This is a genomic window from Prauserella oleivorans (genome assembly GCF_042685745.1).
In the GTDB taxonomy this organism is placed as follows: domain Bacteria; phylum Actinomycetota; class Actinomycetes; order Mycobacteriales; family Pseudonocardiaceae; genus Prauserella_A; species Prauserella_A oleivorans.
The window spans coordinates 3,034,015-3,052,066 of sequence record NZ_JBHUNT010000001.1 but is presented as its reverse complement, the minus strand read 5'-3'; the positions used below and the strand labels follow the sequence as shown (position 1 = coordinate 3,052,066).

Below are 18,052 nucleotides of genomic sequence, written 5' to 3'. Positions count from 1 at the left end.
GACCACGCGATGCTCACCGATTCGTCTCGTGTCGAACTCTCTGCACATGGTGCTCGCTGTCGGCAACGACTGCGTTACCGGTCGAGCTCACTTCCGCTGCCCAGCCAGAACAAGGCCACGTCGATGTCCCGGGCCGTCCATTCCAGGCCGCGGTGACGCGCTCCCGCTCGCAGCATCTCGACCTGCTCCATGTAACGGCGGTACACCTGCCGGGTGCCCGTGAGTGACACGCCGAGCGCACCGAGAGCGGCGTGTGCACGCCGGTCGTAAACAGCCATGCGGGCCGGCACGGCGCCCGTCAGCACGGCCGAGGCGAGTGCAGGCCCCGATCGGAACCCGGGCAGTTCCCGAAAGGCCCGAGCGCCGCGGTGCGGCTGCCTCGACCGTGGGGATCGTGTCATCGGTGACGGCCGAGACGGCCACCGCGATGATCGACCACACCCGCTGCTCGGACTCGGCGTGCAGCCGGCGCACCCAGCGGGTATCGGCTCGCAAGCGCTTCCAGAAGACGAGCGCACCGATGTCGGCCTTGCCCGCGGAACCGGCCGCGGTGATGCGCTGCGACACCTCGTGCAAGACCTCGTCGTAGCAGGTGGCGACCCCGGTCTCGTAGTCGGCGCGGGCGCGGGTCAACCGGTCCCATACTTCGTCCGCGGGCAGCGGCGGCGTGGTGGGCGACGTCATGCCCACTCATCGCGGGTAGGCCGAGCCGCGCTACCGTCCGAGCTCCTATCGTTACGGAATGGCCGACTACCTGCTCGTCATCGGTGACCGCGAAGCGCTCGGCTGGCTGCTGACCGAGCAGCGGATGGCGTTTCCCGGCCTGAACCGCGCCGAAGTCCGTGCCCTGGCGCCCGGAGACTCCCTGTTCCTGTACACCACCCGAGGCTGCTTCAAGAACCCAACCCGGGACCGCGGCCGGGTGATCGCCGCCGGCACCGCGACAACCCCGGTCGCGGCACTCGACGACCCGGTCGACCTCGGCGGCCGCCGGTTCCCGGTGGGCTGTGACGTCCGTTTTCCGAGTGCCACGGCGTGGCCGGACGGCGTCGACCTCGGCGAGCTGGTCGCCGAACTGGACGCCTTCGCCGGGGTCGGGGATGCCTGGAGCATCAAGCTCCGCCGCCCGCTCGTCGGCCTCACCCCTCGCGACGCCGAGCTGCTGCGCCGCCGCCTCGACGCGCTGCACCCGCAGCCGCTCGGTGACGTGATCGAGCCGTACTCGCGATGGTGGCAGCCTACCGTCTCCTGAGCCGACACCCTGTGTGATACCTGTGTCGGAGACTCAGCGGGAGGGCACGTGACGCGGCGCAAGGTGATCAACGGCAGGTACGAGTTGGAGCCGATGCCGCTGGCCCGCGGGGGCATGGGCGAAGTTTGGGTCGGCCACGATGCCAAGCTCGACCGCGAGGTCGTCGTCAAGTTTGTCCGATTCCAGGACGGCATTCCGGACGACGAACTCGTCCGCCGGTTCGTCCGTGAGTCACGGATCACCGCACGTCTTCAGCATCCGGGTGTGCCCGCTGTCTTCGATGTGGGCACCGAGGATGGCAGACCCTTCTTGGTGATGCAACGCGTCCACGGCATCAGCCTGAGTGACCTGATCGCGCAGCAGGAACAGCTGCCGGTGGGATGGGCGGCGGCGATCGCGGCACAGGCGTGTGCCGTGCTGGCAGTCGCGCACGACGCGTCCCTGGTGCACCGCGACCTCAAACCGGCCAACCTGATCCTCGAGCCGGACGGCACCGTGAAGGTGCTCGACTTCGGCCTCGCCGTCGCCCTGGACCTCGGCGACCGTTCCCGGATCACCCGCACCGGTCAAAGCATCGGCACCCCCGCCTACATGGCCCCGGAGCAGGTGCTGGCGGCGATGAGCGGACCGCAGACCGACCTGTATGCCCTCGGCTGCACGCTCTACGAGATGCTCACCGGGCGCCCCGTGTTCACCGGCGCGACCTCGTACACCGTGATGAACAAGCAGGTCGACGAGGTGCCCGCCTCGGCGCGGGAGAAGCGCCCCGAGATTCCCTCAGGCCTGGATGTGGTGCTCCGAGCACTTCTGGAGAAGAAACCGGAAAACCGCCCGTCGTCAGCGCACGAGGCCTATACGAGGCTCCTGCCTTACGCCACCGATCTCGGCCCTCTGCCAGGCGTGCTGAAGCCGCCGACGGTGCCCAGTCCGGTGCGCATGTACGCAACCGTCCTCAGCAGGACCTTTGTGTCGATACCGGAACCCACCCAACCCGCCCCCTCCACGGTCCCCCACCCCACGACACAGCCCCCGGAACCGACGCGGCCGCCCCGCACCCACATCAGCCGGGATGAACTCGAAGAAACCCGCGCAGAAGCCGATGAGCTGGCACGGCAGGCGCGCTACAAGGAAGCCGCACAAGCGCTGGCTACCGTCGCCGAAGCGGCTGCCGAGCGCCTCGGCGAGAAGGACCCGGACGTCCTGGCTGTGCGCTTGGAACTGGCCAACATCCTGTTCGAAGGTGGCGACTACCGGGCCGCCGCACCCGCTTACGCCGCGCTGGCCGACGACCTCGCCACCACGAATGGTCCGGACACCGAACTGGTGTTCCGGTGCCGGTCGCAGCAGGCCGAGTGCGAAGCCAAGCTGGGCAACACGGCCGTTGCCCTGGACATCGCGCAGAAGCTCGTTGCCGACGAGCAACGTGTGTACGGTCCGCGGGATCCACGGCCGATCGAGCTCCGACACCAGATCGGACTATGGCAGCTCAGCGCAGGCCGCCGGCACCATGCGGACCGGACGCTACGGAATCTGCTCGACGACCTCATCCGGCACTACGGCGGGCGTCACCCGCTGGTACCGAGGATCCGCGACGTGTTGTCCGACCTTCCGGGCTGAACCACAGGTAACGATCCGGCGACCCTCATAGCCGAGCGCTAACGCATTCTTGTGATCTCTCGACAAAACCACCGCCCGGGTCGTGTCCGGGCGCCGTCTTGTCGCGCAAGGAGCCGTTGGTGGCCAATCCCGAGAATGATCCCGCGCTGAAGGACCGTGTCGTCCGCCTGATGGGCTTCCTCCGCAAGCTCGCCATCAAGCGGAGCACCCCGGTCCGTCACATCGCCGACCACGCGGCAGTGCTGTGGCTGTCCGAGGCCACGAAGCACGTGCCGATCGACGAGGATGTCATCTCCGGCGGTCGGGCCTTCGTGGTTCCCAAGGTCCAAGTCGATCCGGAGCCCGTAGCGCCTGACCTGCTGCGATTCTGGGTCGACACCGACGGCGACGAACCGGTACTGCGGCCGAGAGGCCCGCATCCCACCGAACACGACATCGTCGACCTTGAGGACGTACCGGCGGTCAAGCAGGCGTTCGACCGCTGGCTTTCCGACTGGCGAGCCTGGGCTACAGCGCAGGCGCACCGGCTGGCCCTCAAGAAGATCCACGCGACGCTGGCGGACATGGAACGCCACGTCAGTCAACAGCCGGAATCGCTCGAAATCGTTCTTGCGTCGGGTCTGTTCCAGGCCGCTACCGAATACGGACGGCCAATCAAGATCCACCTGCTCACTCAGCCGATCCGGATCGACTACGACCGCGAGACCGGCGACATCCACTGCGTGATCGCCGACGACACCGAGCCGAGGCTCGAGGACGACGAGATCATCGGTGACTTCGATTTCTTCGACCGGAACGCCGGGCCGCCACTCCGCGAGAAACTCCAGAGCCTGGGCGGGTCGCCGGTCAATCCTGAGGTGACCGGCTTCTTCAAACAGTGGGCCGAACGCGCCCTCGACACCGTGTGCTCTGTCACCGACGAATGGGAGGCGAGCCGGGTCGGAAAGTCGTTCCGGCTGGACTTCGCACCCGCCATCGTTCTGCGTTCCCGGGGATCCTACGCTCTGCGTCGCTACTACGAGACCATCGCCGGGGCGTTGGAGGAGCCCGACACCCCGGTGCCGCTCGGTTTGGCTCAGCTCGTGGAACCGATCGAGGCGACAGACAAGCTCGCCTGGCTGGAACGGACCGGCGCGACTGCGGCCACAGCGCTCGCCGACGACCCGCTGTTCCCCTTGCCCGCCAATGACCAGCAGCGGGATGTCATCCGGCGACTCGGCGAGGACAGCGGCGTCGTGGTGGAGGGTCCGCCCGGCACCGGAAAGACCCACACGATCGCGAACCTGATGAGCGCCCTGCTTGCGCGCGGCCAGCGTATTCTCGTGACCAGCGAAAAGGCGCAGGCGCTCCGGGTACTGCGAGACAAACTGCCCCCACAGATGCAAGACCTGTGCGTCTCGATGACCGCCATCGAACGCAAGGGCCGATCGGCTCTCACCAAGAGCGTCACCACGCTCTCCGAACGGCATTCGACCTTCGACGCGCGCGCGTCCGATCGGCGCATTCGTGAGCTGTCGGCTCGCCGGGAGCGAGAAAAGCAACAACGCGCCAAGCTTCTGGAGGACATCCGGGCGCTACGAGAATCGGAGCGGTACGAACACCCGGAGATCGCCGCCGGCTATTCCGGCACTCTGAGCACGATCGTCCGGAAGCTGAACAAGAACTCCGATCTCGGCTGGATCCGGGGGCGCGCGGACGGCGACTGCCCGCTGTCGACGGACGAGTTCTCCGAACTGGTGCGCCTTCTTCGCGAGGAAACCGACGAACGACGCTCGCGGCGCACGCAGGATCTGCCGCGGAGCGAAGACCTGCCGGACGAGTACCTGATCGCCGGACTCGTCAACCGTGTGCAGCAAGGAAACGACGTAACTCAAGGCGAGCAGGGCGCCCTCGTCTCCTCCCTGGGCACGCTGACGGACGAACGTTTCCATCAGTTGAGGGAGACCTGCGAACGCGCGGCCGAGACAGTCAACCAACTGCGCTCGTCGCCGGCGGACCCCACGTGGGTTGACGCGACGACTGCGGCACTGTTCGGGCAACAACACGAGTACCTGTGGCAATCCGCGGCGAACTCGTTGACGCTGATCGACGAGGCACTGCGCTGCGATCAAGCGGTCGGATTCGCAGACGTCGCCACGCAGGCGATCCCGCCGGCGGCCGGCCGCGCATTCCACAGTTTCGGGACCTACCTGCAGTCCGGCGGAAAGCTCCGCAAACTGGGCAAGAAGCCGGAACAGAAAGCCGTCGAGGAATTTCTGCCGTCCGTACGGGTCGCCGGGTCGGCCGTGACCACGGCCGACACGGCGTTCCAGGTAGCGAACCACCTGCGCGTCATCGAGATCGGCGAAACGGTCCGAGTCGCGTTTGCACCTCTGGGATACGCGGTACATACCGTCGCGCCACGGAGTGCGGTCGTCGATCAACTGGTCAGGCTACGTGACCTGTACCAGAAGATCGAACAGGTTCGCTCGGTACGCACGGAACTGATCCAGCTGCTCACCGCATTGCCCCCGGCGATGCGGCCACGCCTCGGCACGCTGGACGACATCCTCGACTTCGCCGACCATGCCATCAAAGCGGAGCAGGCATACAGCGCGAAACTGGCAGCCCACGAGCTCGCTTCCACCGCAGAACAGATCAGCGCCCTCGTACCTGCGGCTCGGCGAGCGCCGGAACACGATGATCTTCTCGCGGCCATCGGCGGGCAGGACGCCGATCGCTACCAGGACAGCCTCCGCCGGCTGGAGCGAGCGTGGGCCCAACGGCAAGCCCAGCTGCGATGTGACGCCCTACTGTCACGGCTGACCTCGGCCTGCCCCACACTCGCTGAAGATCTGTCGACCACAGCTTCCAAACCGGAGTGGACCGACCGCGTCTCCACATGGCCACAAGCCTGGGCACATGCCTGCGCAACGGCGTGGGTCGAGGAGCAGACGCGGCTGGGACGAGAGCAGGAGCTCGAGACGGAGCTGGAGTCCACCACGCAGGACCTGGAGTCGGTCACGGCCGAACTCGCTGCCGAACGGGCGTGGAACAGTTGCCTGCGTCGCATGACCTCCACCCAGGTCGGAGCCTTGCGCTCGTACGCAAGCAACACCGCCAACATCGGCAAGGGCACGGGCAAGTTCACGGAACGTTTCCGCGAGGCCGCGCGCGAGGCGATGAGCGTCGCACAGGACGCAGTACCGGCCTGGGTAATGCCGATTCAGCAGGTTCTCGACACTGTGCCGGCGCGGCAGAATGCATTCGACGTGATCATTGTCGACGAAGCCAGCCAGGCAGACCTCACGAGCAGCTTCCTGCTCTGGCTTGCGCCTCGCGTCATCGTGGTCGGTGACGACAAACAGTGCACACCTCCCGACACCCTGGCGGGCGCCCTGCAGCCGGTTTTCGAGTCCCTGGACGCCGAGCTGCACGATGTGCCCGGCTACCTGCGTACCGAGTTCACGCCGAAATCGAGCATGTTCTCGCTCCTGCGTAGCAGGTTCGGGCCCCTGGTCAGGCTGCGCGAACACTTCCGCTGTATGCCGGAGATCATCCAGTGGTGCTCCACTGAGTTCTACCAGGATCAGCCGCTCGTCCCCGTACGGCAGTTCGGCGCGGATCGGCTACCTCCCTTGCGCGCGCATTACATCGAGGGCAGCTTCGTCGAGGGGAAGAACAGCACCTTGGTGAACCCGGTGGAGGCCGACGCCATCGCCGACTCGATTGTCGGCTGTCTCGACGACACTGCCTACGAGAACAAGACCTTCGGCGTGGTCGTCCTGCAGGGACACCGACAGATCGACCAGATCAAGGACGCGCTGCACAAACGCGGCTTCGGCCCGGACCAATGGGAGGAACGCCGACTCCGGATCGGTACAGCCGCGGACTTCCAGGGCGACGAGCGCCACGTCGTCTGGTTGTCCATGGTGGTCGCTCCTGAACAGAATTTCAGCGCCCTCACCCGCGCGTCGTTCCAGCGCAGCTTCAACGTTGCGGTGTCACGTGCGCAGGACCAACTCCACCTGTTCCACTCGGTGACGCGAGACCGGCTCAATCCGGGCGATCTGCGCCTTTCCTTGCTCGAGCACATGACCATGGACAGGTTGCCGCTCGACCCGGTCCTTGCGGACGTGCGGCCCGATGTTCGTCATCCGCAGTTCGACTCGCTGTTCGAGCAGCGTGTGTATCTCGACCTCGTGAGCCGGGGCTATCACGTCACGCCCCAGGTGGAGAGCAACGGACGACGGATCGACCTCGTCGTGACGGGAGACGGCGCGAAACTCGCCGTCGAATGCGACGGCGACCACTGGCACGAATCGGCGGAACAACTTGCCCAAGACGTGTACCGCGAACAGGAGCTCAAGCGGTGTGGCTGGAAGTTCTGGCGCGTGCGGGAGTCCGCCTACTACCTGGACAAGGAACGTGCCCTCGCATCCTTGTGGACGGTCCTCGAGACGCTGAAGATCCGGCCGATCCTGACCGATCCGGCGGCGAGCGCGGAGCCAGATAGCTCCGTCGAGCCGGTTCCGGAAGGGCCTACGCCGGAGCCGCCGGTGCGGTCGCCGGACACCGTGCCCACCATCGAGAACGCGGAGATCACCGTTCCCGTAGTGGAGGTCGCCGATGCCGACGGGGGCACCTGGACCGAGTTCTTTCCATGGCTCGCGCGGTGCCGTCCCGGGGCGGCGTTCGAACTGGACAACGTCGCGGCTGCCCCTGGTTGGTGGTTGACGGAGTCACCCAGGTCGGCATGGTCCGCCGGGGCGGGCACGGAGAAGTACTTCTATGGCGTCGCCTCCGCGTTGCTCCGATTGTGGCCCGAAGCCGAACCGTTGGCCTCCGCGTTCCCTCGCTTGCCTGGTGACGGCCGGCTCGGTCACCTTCCGTTTGGCACTCGCGCGCGGAACCTGCTGCGTACGGTCGGCGCGGAGACGGCTCACGACCTCGTCCACCTGTCGTGGGGCAGTCTGTTGAGCACCCGGGGCGTCGGACGCAGGACGGTGATCGATCTGCTCAAGACGCTGGCCGAGGCCGCCGTCGAACCGCCGCCGGACGTGTCCGCCACCGAAACCTCGTCGCGCGCGGAACGGCTTCCGGAACCTGTCGGGCAGTACGAGGACGCTCGGCATGAGGTGGAAAGCTGGTTCGACCAGTTCAACGGCCGCGAGTTGGCCATTGCATCCAAACGGTTGTTCGCCGACGAGCCGGTCACCTTGCAGCAACTGGGTGACGACCATGGGATCACACGCGAGCGCGCACGTCAGATCGAGGCGGGAGTACGCACGAAGCTACATGAGTGGCTCGCGGCCAGTGTCGAGGTCGGGAAGTTGCTCGAGAGCCTGCGCGCGAAGATCCAACCCGTTGCGGCTATGCAGCGCCTTGTGCTCGAACATCCCATCCTGGATGAGCGTGTCGGCATCATCGGCAGGCCGTTGTGGTTCGTGCTCGACAAGCTGGACGACTACTTCGAGGTGGTCGACGGGTGGGCTCTGGCTCCGAACGTCCGCGAGACACGGGAACGCACTCGTCTGCTCCTCGAGGACCTCACTGATCAGCACGGCGTCGCCAGCCTGTCCGACCTGGACCGGGTGCTGCGCGAGTTCGGCATGACCGAGGCCGAGCTGCGGTCGTGGCTAGAATGGTGTGAATACGAGCTCATGGACGGTCACGTGTTGACGCGCCCGCGCTCCATCACCGACCGCGTGGCAGCGCTCCTGTCAGTTTGCGGTGAGCCGCTGACCGCCGACACCATGGCGGAACGATTGCAGCTCAATTCGGCCCGCGGGTGGTCGGACCGGCTGGCTCATGACGATCGGTTCAAGCGTGTCGACCGTGGTACGTGGGCACTGAGCGAGTGGGATTTCGACGAGTACACGACGATCCGGGACCAGATCGGCCGAGTGATCGACGCACGCGCCGGTAGCGTGCCCTTGCACGAGCTGATCGGGGAATTGACCTCCCGGTTCAACCGAATCTCGGAAACGAGTATCAGGACCTACGCGGCCGCTCCGCCCTTCGAAACCCGAAACGGCGTGGTCACCAGGAGCACGGCCGGTCCGACGCGCCGGAAGGGCCCCGAACAGACACGGCACCTGTTCCGTCGCGACGGCAGCTGGGCATACCGCATCGTCGTCACCTCCGACCACCTTCGCGGTTCGGGCCTCGGCGCTCCCGTCGGACTCGCCACAGCGATCGGCCTCCAGCCGGGCGACACGGTCGAGTTCCACTCAGCTCTGGGCCTGCAGTCCGTACGGTGGTCCGGTGTTCAACCGCAGGTCGCGAGCATCAAGCGATTCCTGGAGCGCGACGAGATCACCGTAGGAACGTCGGTGTTCCTGTTGTTCGCCGACGATCGCTCCTTCACGCTGGAGCCGGCGCCCACCCTGCCCAGTGAGGAAGGTCCGCTTGTCCGGGCGCTTGCCATGATCGGCGTGACCGGTGCGGCGTCAGACAGTGCGGAACAGCATCTCGCCAACGCAGTCGGTCTGCCCTCGGATGCCAAGAGACGGCAGATCCTCCGCGCCTACCGCGACCGGGGTGACGATGATGTCGCGGAAGCGCTGGAAGCGGCCTGGACGAGCTGACTCCGCACGCGTGACACAACGAGGCCCCGGGCGTGCCGTCCCACGAGACGGCACGCCCAGGACGTCCCCAAGCCAGCAGTCACCAGGCCAGCAGTTCGCGATGCACCTGACCGGCCGCGGCGATGGTCGCCAGCACGGCGCCGACGCTGGGCAGCCAGCGCTGGAACGGGTCCGGTTCGACGAGCCACTGGGCGGGGCCGTGGAGCTGCCGCTCGTCCGGCAACGGGATGACCGAGCCGGCGGGAAGTACCCGGACGCCCTCGGGCAGCGGCGCCTGGGCGACGGTGAAGTCGTCGGTCTCGACCAGGAGGACGGTGATCCGTTCGCGCCGCGTCGGCAGGCCGAGCGCAGGGCCCGAACACCCCTGCCTGCGCAGCCGCGCGAGCACGGAGTCCGACATCGCCCTCGGCACCACCACGGCGCCGACACCGGACCCGGTCACCAGGCGCAGGCCGTCCCGGTGCCGTTCCACCGGCCAGCCGAACGTACTGCGGTAGTCGACGCGAGTCGTCCGTTGCGGGTCCAGCTCCAGAGTCATGGCGTCCTCCTGCGGCGCATCGTCGCTCCCGTTCCACACCACGCTAACGGCACTGAGTGCCGTTAGCAAGCCCGAAATCTGCTACGTTTCAGCTCATGCCCGCCGAGACTTCCTCCGCGCCGCGTCCCCGCGCAGGCCGTACGGTCGCGGGACGCCGCAGGCTGCGCCGTGCGCTCACCAAGGCCGCGATCGATCTGTTCCTGGAACGCGGCTACGACGCGACGACGGTCGACGACATCGCGGTGGCCGCGGGCGTGGGCAGGCGCACCTTCTTCCGGTACTTCCGGTCGAAGGAGGACGCCATCTTCCCCAACCACGACGAGTTGCTGGTCAAGCTCGAACGCACCCTGGCCGACTCGGACCCGCGACGCGACCCGGTCGACACGGTGTGCGCGGCCGTGCGGCTCGTGCTGGACTTCTACCTCGGCGACCCCGACATCTCCCTCAAGCGCTACGCGCTGACCCGCACGGTGACGTCGTTGCGCGACAAGGAGGTCGCCAGCGTCGACCGCTACCAGCGTGTCTTCACCCGGTTCCTGCGCGAACGCTTCCATGCCGCGGGCGACCCCCTCGCCGACGTCCGGGCTCCGATCACCGGCGCGGCCGTGGCCGCGGCGCACAACCACGTGCTGCGCCAGTGGTTGCGCAGCGACGGCGCCGTCGACGCCCACGCGCTCGCCGACCAGGCCTTCGCCATGGTGCCCCGGACCCACTCCCCCGGCGAGACCGCCGGGACCGGCCAGCACCACGAAGGCGCGGGAACCGGCGCGAGCGAGCGAGGCCGGACGGCCGCGCGCTCCGACGGGACAACCGGGGCCGGACGGCAGGCAGGCGACGCCGGGGCCGCGCCGTCCGAGGAGCCCGTGGTCGCCGTCCTGCGCACCTCGATGGCCACCGAGGAGGTGCTCCGGCGGCTCACCACCGCGCTCGGCGATCCACCCGGCCGGTAACGGCACGGCGTGCCGTTACCGGCCGAACGCCGGCGCCGGACGAGTCACCACCGCACACACTGCCCCGGAGCCGACCGGCGCCCGTCCGGGCCGGCCGCGGTCACCACCCGCCGGACCGCGGCATCTCGTCCCACGTGCGGCCGTCCAGCACCCGGCCGCCCGCGTTGCGGGTACGCCCGCCCCACTGCTTGAACAGGAACGGAATCCCGGCGGCCACGCAGCGGTCCCGGATCTGGCGCACCCACGACGCCTCCATCGGCCGGTGCCCGGGCCCCGATTCACCGCCGACGTACACCCAGTCCAATCCGGACGGATCCAGGTCCGGCAGCGGGCCGAGAAGTGGTTGCAGGGACAGGAAACGCACGGCGGCAGGCGTGGCGCGCAACCGGTCCGCGCGCCACACGTAGTCGTTGGTCTCGATGGTGGTGCCCCACCACACGTTGGGGAGCGGATCCGGGCGCAGCCGCCCGAGCACGGACGCCATCCGCCCCGGACGTTTCGTCAGCGCGAAGTACGTGTGCCGGGGTGTCCGGCGCATCACCTCGATCACCTCGGCCACGAAGTCGTCGGTCACCTTGGGGTGGAACAGATCGCTCATCGAGTCGACGAACACCAGTTGTGGTCTGCGCCAGCGGAACGGGTGGTCCAGCCGGTCCGGATGCAGTGTCAGCCCGAAACCGGGACCGCTGGTGCGGGAGTCCCCGTCCCGCTGGTAGCCGGGATTGCCCATGGCCTTGAGCCGGCGCGCGAACGCCAGCGCGTAACAGTGGTCGCACCCGGCACTGACGATGTCGCAGCCGGTGGTCGGATTCCAGGTCACGGTCTCGATCTGGCCGTCCACGCTGCGATCGCCCCGGCGCCGTCGCGAGGTCGTCATGTCTCCATTGAACCTGTCCGGTTGCGGCCACGGCACCCGCGGCCGGCGCGCCGCGTCCCATGCTGAGGACATGACCGTTCAGCACGACGAACAGCGGCCGCAGCGGGCACGCGGCCGGGGATGGCTGCTCTCCCTGGCCGCGATCCTCACCTGGGAGGCCGTGCTCATGCTCGTCCTCCTGGCGATCGGCGGCCTGCCCGACCCGGACACCCTGTACTACGACGTCGGCCCGAAGCTCATCGCCATCGTCGTGACCGGAACGCCGCTGACCTACTTGGTCAGCTGGCGTCGACCCCGGTCGTTCCCTCAGGTCGCGCTGGCCGCGCTCCCGGTGTTCCTGCTCTGCCTGGCGCTGCTGCTGCAGCAGCCGTGACGGTGCGATCCCGGCGTCACCCGGAGTAGGCGCCGGTGCGCTGCTCCGTGCGCTCCCGGAACCACTCGGTGACCTCGGCGCGGTAGAGATGCATCAGCACCAGCCCCGCCAGGACGAGACCCACCACGGCTTGCGGCGCGCCCAGGACGACGTTGACGAGGCCACCGACCATCGCCAGCACCTCCAGGCACACCACGACGGGGCGTGCCGCGAGCACACCGCGCACCAGCAGCACCCCGCACGCGAGCAGGACCACGCCAATGGCGATGGACGCATACCCCAGCACGTACTGCAGTGCGGGCACGTCCCGTCCGTGCTCGATGTCCTCGGCCGCCACCATCAGGAGCAGCACGCCGCCCGCGGCGTTGGCGAGCGCCTGCAGGAGCAGGATGCCCACCGCGATCTTGAGCGCGAGCGGTCGCGTCCTGCGCGTGGCCCCGTGGGACAGGTCAGTCGTCTCGGTCATGTCAGGCGTTTCCTCTCCGGTCATCCGCGGTCCCCTGACCGCGCGGAACCACTCTCGCGAGGCGTGAATGAGGATTTGATGACATGCCGCGCCCGTTCGGCGACCACGCGCTACTCTCGCCCCGGTGCGGGTGCTGGTAGCCGAGGACGACGAGAACCTGCGGGTCGCGGTGGAGTCCGCGCTGCGCGGTTCGGGGCTGGCCGTGGACACCGCGCCGAACCTTCCCGAGGCGGACGAGGCGCTCGCGGTCAACGCCTACGACTGCGTCGTGTTCGATCGCATGCTGCCCGCGGGCGACGCGCTGGACTACGTCGAACACCGCAGGCGGTCCGGGTGGAGCGTGCCGGTGCTGTTCCTGACCGCGCGCGACGCCGTCGGCGACCGCATCGCCGGGCTCGCGTGGGGCGACGACTACCTGGTGAAACCGTTCGCCGTGGCCGAACTCGTGGTCCGCGTGCGCAGCCTGTGCCGGCGCGGTGACCTGCCCGCGCCCCGGGTTCTGCGGTGGCGGGACCTCGAGCTGGACACCGGCGCCCACGAGGCGCGGCGCGGGGGCACACCGCTGCGGTTGACGCGCAAGGAGTTCGTCGTGCTCGAACGTCTCCTCGCCGCCGCGGGTGGCACGGTGAGCCGTGCCGAGCTGATCGCCGCGGCGTGGGACGAGCTGGTGCCGCCGGCGTCGAACGTGCTGGACGTGCTGATCACCCAGCTCCGCCGCAAGCTGGGCCCGCCGCCCGTGCTGCACACCGTGCGTGGCGCCGGCTACCTACTCGGCGACCCCACGCGCTGAGCAGGCGATGGCCGCCAGCACGTCCTCGGACCGCAGCCTGCGCAGCTCCGCGGCGTCCGGGATCCGGCCCAGCCTGCGCAGCCGCCCGGACTGTGCCTTGCGCATCGCCTCGAACAGCCGTCTCGCGTCGCGCGCGTTGCCGAAGCCGGGCGCCCGCGCGACCCGCCGGAAGTGGTCGGCGAGGGCAGGCGCGGACGCCGGGTCGAGCTCGTAGTCGCCCGCCGCGACCATGCGGCCGACGATGCCGACCAGGTCGTCCGGGGTGTAATCCTCGAACGAGACGACCTTGGCGAACCGGGACGACAGCCCGGGATTGGCGCAGAGGAACTGGCGCATCTCCTCCGTGTAGCCGGCGACGATGACGGCGATCCGATCACGCTGGTCCTCCATCAGCTTCACCAGCGTGTCGATGGTTTCCTGGCCGAAATCGCCGCCGCTGCCCGCCTGCCGGGAGAGGGTGTACGCCTCGTCGATGAACAGGGCGCCGCCCAGCGCCTGCTCGAACACGCCCGCGGTCTTCTCGGCCGTGTGGCCGATGTACTGGCCGACGAGGTCCCGCCGCGACACCTCGCGGAACTCGCCGCCGGGCAGCACCCCGAGCTCCCGCAGAAGCGTGCCGTACATGCGCGCGACCGTGGTCTTGCCGGTGCCGGGAGCACCGGCGAAGACGAGGTGGTGGCTCACCGCGCCGGTGGCCAGCCCCGCCCGCGACCGCCACGCGTTCACCTGGAGCTCGTCGGCCAGCGAGCGCACCTCGGCCTTGACGCCGCGCAACCCGACCATGCCGTCCAGCTCGGCGAGCAGGACGTCGAGCGGGCCGGAGGCGCCGAGGACATCGGCAGGCGCGGTCACCACGGTGGCGGTCGCCGTCTCGGCGAGGCGGACGCCGGCTCGGCGGTGTTGTGGAACTCGCAGCCCTCGATCGAGCCGCCGCAGTGTGGCCCCACCTCGATTCCGACGCCCAGCGCGTCCCGCACGGACACCTGCCGCAGCACGGGCTCGCCCCGGTGGGCCACCACGATGCCGGCGTTCCCGGTGCGGGTGATCCGGCAGCCTTGCACAATCGGCCGTGCGTGCTGGTCGACGTAGAGCCCGCGGTGGCCGCAGCCGCCGACCGCGCACGCCCGGATGGCGGGGTCGGCTCCGAGGCCGACGATCAGCCCGTCCCCGGCGACGTCGTCGACGGCGACCTCCTCCACGACTCCGGACGTGCCTTCCAGCACGAGTCCGTGTTCCCCTCCGGTGACGGTGACGTCCCGGATGGTCACCGGACCGGGGCCCCGCAGCGCCACGCCCGGTCCCCGGCCCGCGTGCACGGTGCAGCCGGTGAGGGTCAGCTCGGCGTTCTCGGCCTGGACGGCCGCCGCGTCGCCCGCGCGCACGGTCAGCCCGTGCACCGCGAGGACACCGCCGCGTGCCAGCAGCACCGGCACGTCGGCACCGGCGCCGTCGAGCACGACCTCCGCGCCGTCGGCGGCGCGCAGGGTGAGGCGCCGTTCGTGGAGCTCGAGCGTCTCGGCGTACGTACCCGCCGCGATGGCCACGCACGCGCCGTCGGGGGCCTCCAGGACGGCCTCGCAGATCGCGGGATACGCGCCTCGCCGGTCCGGATCGACCAGAACGGTGCGACCGGTGGCCACCGCACGCCCCGTCATCGGGCCGCATCCGGGAGCCAGCCGCGGTCGGCGGCCTTGACCCCGGCCTGGAAGCGGCTGCGCGCGCCGAGCCGGTTCATCAGGCTCGACACCATGCGGCGCACGGTGCGCACCGAGACGCCGAGGGCGGCGGCCGCCGACTCGTCGGTGCACCCGGCGGAGAGCAGCGCGAGCAGCTCCCGGTCGCGTCCCGCCGGCTCGGCCGTCGCCGGCGGATCGGCCGCGACGAGCGGCACCGCGGCGGGCCACAGCCGGTCGACGAGCTCGGTGATCGTCCCGACGACGCTGGGCAACCGGAGCACGGCGATGCCTGCCGTGCTGCCCTGCCCTTCGCCGGGCACGATCGCGACCGCACCGTCGACGACCAGTGCCTCGACGGGCACGCTGGGCATCGTGCGGATCTCCGCGCCCGCCCGGGCGAGCATGCCGAGACGCCGGGCGATCCCGGCCGAGGTGCGCGCCACGTCGGGGAACAGCATTCGGTAGCGGACACCGCGCCTGAGGTTGGCCTCGTCGATCGCCCGGAACATCGCGACCGGGTCGCCGGGCGCACCGGACATCGGACTGACGAGGAGAACCTCCCGCTGGGCGGCGGCCAGTTTCGCGGCCACCCGCGCGAGCCGGGACACCGGCGGGCGTGGCGCGTGCCCGTGCAGGACCGCGAGCCGCGGCGGCGCCTCGCACAACTCGGGTGAGGACTGGGTGATCACGGGTTCCCTCCGATCGGCAACGACGCGGCGACGGCCGCTGCATGCTGGTCGTCCATCCGCTCGAGCCGGAGACCGGACGGCAGGGTCCTCCGGAGCTGGTCGGCGGCCGCGTCGGCCGTCGCGTCCAGCCGCGCGGCGACGCGCAGCACACCGGCGTACTCCGGCACCGTGACGGCGACGGTGCGGGCGGTACCCGCAGCGGCGGCGAGCAGCCGGTGCAGCGTGTGCACCCTGGCCCGGGGCGATCGGGCGGCCAACCCGGTCAGCCGGAGGCCGGCCTGCGCGATCGGACCCGCCCGCCAGTAGCGCCGGTCCTCCCGGATCGCGCCCCGCCCCGGCCCGGTGTGGGTGAGAGCCACGAGCGTGGCGTGCAGCTCGGGCCCGGTCAGGGCGACCACGGCCAGGCCGGCCCTGCGCAACGTGCTCTGCACCCTGCGCACGGCGTTGGTCAGCGGGACGAGCAGGTCGGCGTCGCCCGCGCAGCCGGGTTCGCGCACCGCCCGCACGGCCAGCCATGCGCGGGCGTGCTCGGTCTGCTGTGGACCGTGGTGCAGCACAAGCTGCAGCCGGACGGCAGGCGGTGCCAGTGCCTGCGGATCGGCGGCGTCCGGGAGGAGCGCACCGGACAACGCGAGCTCGGCGAGTGCAGCGGGATCTGCGCCGGCCGGGCGCAGAACGGCGAGCAGTTCCTCGTTGCGGCTCACGACCGCGGCGGGACTCCCGGCGAGCGCAACCGTGTGGATCCGGGCGCCCGGCGCGAACGTCCGGAGCAAGACGTCCGCGGCGTGCGCGCCGGGCAGGTCACACCGACGGCGCCGGAGCAGCAGTCGCGCCCGCAAGGTCGCCTCGGCGGAGAGCCAGCGGCCCCGGACGCGCACCGCGGTCCAGGCCAGCAGTGCCACCGCGGCCAGCAGCAGGGCCGTCAGGATGGGCCACGGCCTGCCGATCGCCAGCAGCACGAGCACGACCGCCACCTGCCAGCACACGATGCGAAGCAGCGGCAACTCGAGCGGTTCCCGGCGCGCCGGGCGTTCGCGTGGCGGTACGTCTGTGTGTCCGACCCGGACGGTGGAGGCGACGGCGGCGGGGTGCGGGCGGGTCCGGGTCGTTCCGGTGCCGGCGGGCCGCGGAGGTGCGGCGGGAGGCCGGGGCCGGGTCGCGGTGGCGCGGGCGGCCGCAGCAACGGTCGCGAGCGGCCGCCCGGTGGCTCGCGGCGCCGGTTCGGGCCGGACGTACCCAGCCGGTGCGGTGACGCCCTGGTGTGGCTGCGCGGTCATCGCCGGACCCTCACGACATCCGCAGCCGGGGCCGGAGATCCGGGCGCGGGGCATGCAGGCCTCACCCGCCGACAGCGGCACCGGCCGTCCGGCGAACTACCGGAGCGGGCCCGCACCGGCCGGGCCGCCTCGCCACCGTGCCGCCCGGCCGCCGCCCCATCCGCCTCAGCAAGCCGGATCGGGACCGGTCCAACCACTCGAGCCGGATGGCGCGGCAGCTCCCGAACCGGGCCGGTCGCGGGGCGATCGACCTCGCGGCGGGCCGCCGTGAGCTCCCGCCCAGGCGGCACCCCGAGTTCGGCGGCCAGGATCCGCCGCGCCCGCTCGTAGGCACACGCCGCCTCCGCGTACCTGCCGAGTGCGTGCAACGCACGCATCAGCCGTGCCCACGCTCCTTCGCGCAGCGGATCGTCCGCCGTGATCGCCCGCAGCGTGCGCACGGCATCCCGGGTGCGGCCGAGCGCGAGCTGCGCGTCGGCGAGGTCATCCCGCAGCCGGTGGTACAGCTGTGTGAGCCGGTCGGTGGCGTCGTCCAGCGCATCCGGCAGGCCCTCGAAGGGCCGGCCACGCCACAGCCGGAGCGCCGCGGTGACGGCGTCGATCGCCGTGGCGACGTCACCGGCCTGCGCCGCGGCCCGCGCGCGGGCCGCGTGGTGCGCGACGTGGTCGGTGTCCAGCTCGCCGGGCGCGACCCGTAGCCGGTAGCGGCCCGGGACGCTCTCGATGCGCGGCAGGCCGTCGTCCGGGCTCGGCAGCAAGCGCCGCAGCTGCCAGATGTAGGTCTTCAGGTTCGCCCGCGCCGAGCCGGGCGGGGCCGCTTCGTGCCACGTCGCGTCGATCAGCGTGCTGGTCGAGACCCACGCGTTAGGGTGCACCAGCAGTGTCGCCAGCACGGTCGCGGGCTTGCCCACGCCGAGCCGGTGTACCTCGCCGTCGCGGCCGTGGACCTCCACCGGCCCCAGAACACGGAAGAGCATG

16 protein-coding genes are annotated in these 18,052 nt (G+C 70.1%); 7 read left to right on the top strand and 9 right to left on the bottom strand.

Features of this window, described 5'->3' with window-relative positions:
- Window positions 1-74: 74 nt before the first annotated feature.
- Window positions 75-278 carry a hypothetical protein gene (locus ACFSZT_RS14880; RefSeq protein ID WP_377391869.1) on the bottom strand — a complete coding sequence of 68 codons (204 nt, stop codon included), beginning with the start codon at window positions 276-278 and terminating at the stop codon, window positions 75-77.
- 125 nt (window positions 279-403) lie between these two features.
- On the opposite strand from ACFSZT_RS14880, the gene ACFSZT_RS14875 reads away from it, so the two are divergent.
- The 4 genes from ACFSZT_RS14875 to ACFSZT_RS14860 all read left to right on the top strand — a co-directional run bounded on the left by ACFSZT_RS14875 (window position 404) and on the right by ACFSZT_RS14860 (window position 9,438).
- Complete coding sequence (locus ACFSZT_RS14875) at window positions 404-589, top strand: hypothetical protein (protein ID WP_377478269.1); 186 nt, start codon at window positions 404-406, stop codon at window positions 587-589.
- Between the two features lie 153 nt (window positions 590-742).
- Window positions 743-1,252: a hypothetical protein gene (locus ACFSZT_RS14870; protein ID WP_377391875.1), complete on the top strand. Its 510-nt coding sequence runs from the start codon at window positions 743-745 to the stop codon at window positions 1,250-1,252.
- Window positions 1,253-1,300: 48 nt separating this feature from the next.
- Window positions 1,301-2,869, top strand: a complete 1,569-nt coding sequence (locus ACFSZT_RS14865; protein WP_377391877.1) for a serine/threonine-protein kinase — start codon at window positions 1,301-1,303, stop codon at window positions 2,867-2,869.
- A gap of 119 nt (window positions 2,870-2,988) precedes the next feature.
- Window positions 2,989-9,438, top strand: coding sequence for an AAA domain-containing protein (locus tag ACFSZT_RS14860; protein WP_377391880.1), 6,450 nt, complete (start codon window positions 2,989-2,991; stop codon window positions 9,436-9,438).
- Between the two features lie 79 nt (window positions 9,439-9,517).
- Here ACFSZT_RS14860 and ACFSZT_RS14855 read toward each other — a convergent pair whose 3' ends face one another.
- Entirely contained in the window at window positions 9,518-9,976 is a 459-nt protein-coding gene (locus ACFSZT_RS14855; RefSeq protein ID WP_377391883.1) for a hypothetical protein, read from the bottom strand.
- A gap of 95 nt (window positions 9,977-10,071) precedes the next feature.
- On the opposite strand from ACFSZT_RS14855, the gene ACFSZT_RS14850 reads away from it, so the two are divergent.
- A complete protein-coding gene (locus ACFSZT_RS14850; protein WP_377391886.1) occupies window positions 10,072-10,926 on the top strand; it encodes a TetR family transcriptional regulator in 855 nt (284 codons plus the stop codon).
- A gap of 100 nt (window positions 10,927-11,026) precedes the next feature.
- Here ACFSZT_RS14850 and ACFSZT_RS14845 read toward each other — a convergent pair whose 3' ends face one another.
- Entirely contained in the window at window positions 11,027-11,803 is a 777-nt protein-coding gene (locus ACFSZT_RS14845) for a DUF5131 family protein (protein WP_377391889.1), read from the bottom strand.
- 70 nt (window positions 11,804-11,873) lie between these two features.
- On the opposite strand from ACFSZT_RS14845, the gene ACFSZT_RS14840 reads away from it, so the two are divergent.
- The gene (locus ACFSZT_RS14840) at window positions 11,874-12,176 is read left to right on the top strand and encodes a hypothetical protein (RefSeq protein ID WP_377391892.1); all 303 of its coding nucleotides are present in this window, start codon (window positions 11,874-11,876) and stop codon (window positions 12,174-12,176) included.
- Window positions 12,177-12,192: 16 nt separating this feature from the next.
- Here the strand turns inward: ACFSZT_RS14840 and ACFSZT_RS14835 are convergent, their stop codons facing one another.
- On the bottom strand, window positions 12,193-12,642 hold the full coding sequence (locus tag ACFSZT_RS14835; RefSeq protein ID WP_377391894.1) for a hypothetical protein: 450 nt from the start codon (window positions 12,640-12,642) through the stop codon (window positions 12,193-12,195).
- Window positions 12,643-12,766: 124 nt separating this feature from the next.
- On the opposite strand from ACFSZT_RS14835, the gene ACFSZT_RS14830 reads away from it, so the two are divergent.
- Window positions 12,767-13,432, top strand: a complete 666-nt coding sequence (locus ACFSZT_RS14830; protein WP_377391897.1) for a response regulator transcription factor — start codon at window positions 12,767-12,769, stop codon at window positions 13,430-13,432.
- On the opposite strand, the gene ACFSZT_RS14825 is transcribed toward ACFSZT_RS14830, so the two are convergent.
- The 5 genes from ACFSZT_RS14825 to ACFSZT_RS14805 are packed head-to-tail and all read right to left on the bottom strand — an operon-like array spanning window position 13,409 to window position 18,051.
- A complete protein-coding gene (locus tag ACFSZT_RS14825) occupies window positions 13,409-14,284 on the bottom strand; it encodes an AAA family ATPase (RefSeq protein ID WP_377391900.1) in 876 nt (291 codons plus the stop codon). The two genes, ACFSZT_RS14830 and ACFSZT_RS14825, sit on opposite strands and share 24 nt — an antisense overlap.
- Window positions 14,281-15,087: a right-handed parallel beta-helix repeat-containing protein gene (locus ACFSZT_RS14820; RefSeq protein WP_377391903.1), complete on the bottom strand. Its 807-nt coding sequence runs from the start codon at window positions 15,085-15,087 to the stop codon at window positions 14,281-14,283. The genes ACFSZT_RS14825 and ACFSZT_RS14820 overlap by 4 nt, the downstream gene beginning before the upstream one ends.
- Window positions 15,084-15,797, bottom strand: a complete 714-nt coding sequence (locus ACFSZT_RS14815) for a helix-turn-helix transcriptional regulator (protein WP_377391906.1) — start codon at window positions 15,795-15,797, stop codon at window positions 15,084-15,086. The genes ACFSZT_RS14820 and ACFSZT_RS14815 overlap by 4 nt, the downstream gene beginning before the upstream one ends.
- Window positions 15,794-17,074 (bottom strand): type VII secretion protein EccE, encoded by a 1,281-nt coding sequence (locus ACFSZT_RS14810; protein ID WP_377391909.1) that lies wholly within the window; start codon window positions 17,072-17,074, stop codon window positions 15,794-15,796. The genes ACFSZT_RS14815 and ACFSZT_RS14810 overlap by 4 nt, the downstream gene beginning before the upstream one ends.
- Window positions 17,071-18,051: an AfsR/SARP family transcriptional regulator gene (locus ACFSZT_RS14805; RefSeq protein ID WP_377391911.1), complete on the bottom strand. Its 981-nt coding sequence runs from the start codon at window positions 18,049-18,051 to the stop codon at window positions 17,071-17,073. Before ACFSZT_RS14805 ends, ACFSZT_RS14810 begins: the two co-directional genes overlap by 4 nt.
- Window position 18,052 lies beyond the last annotated feature (1 nt).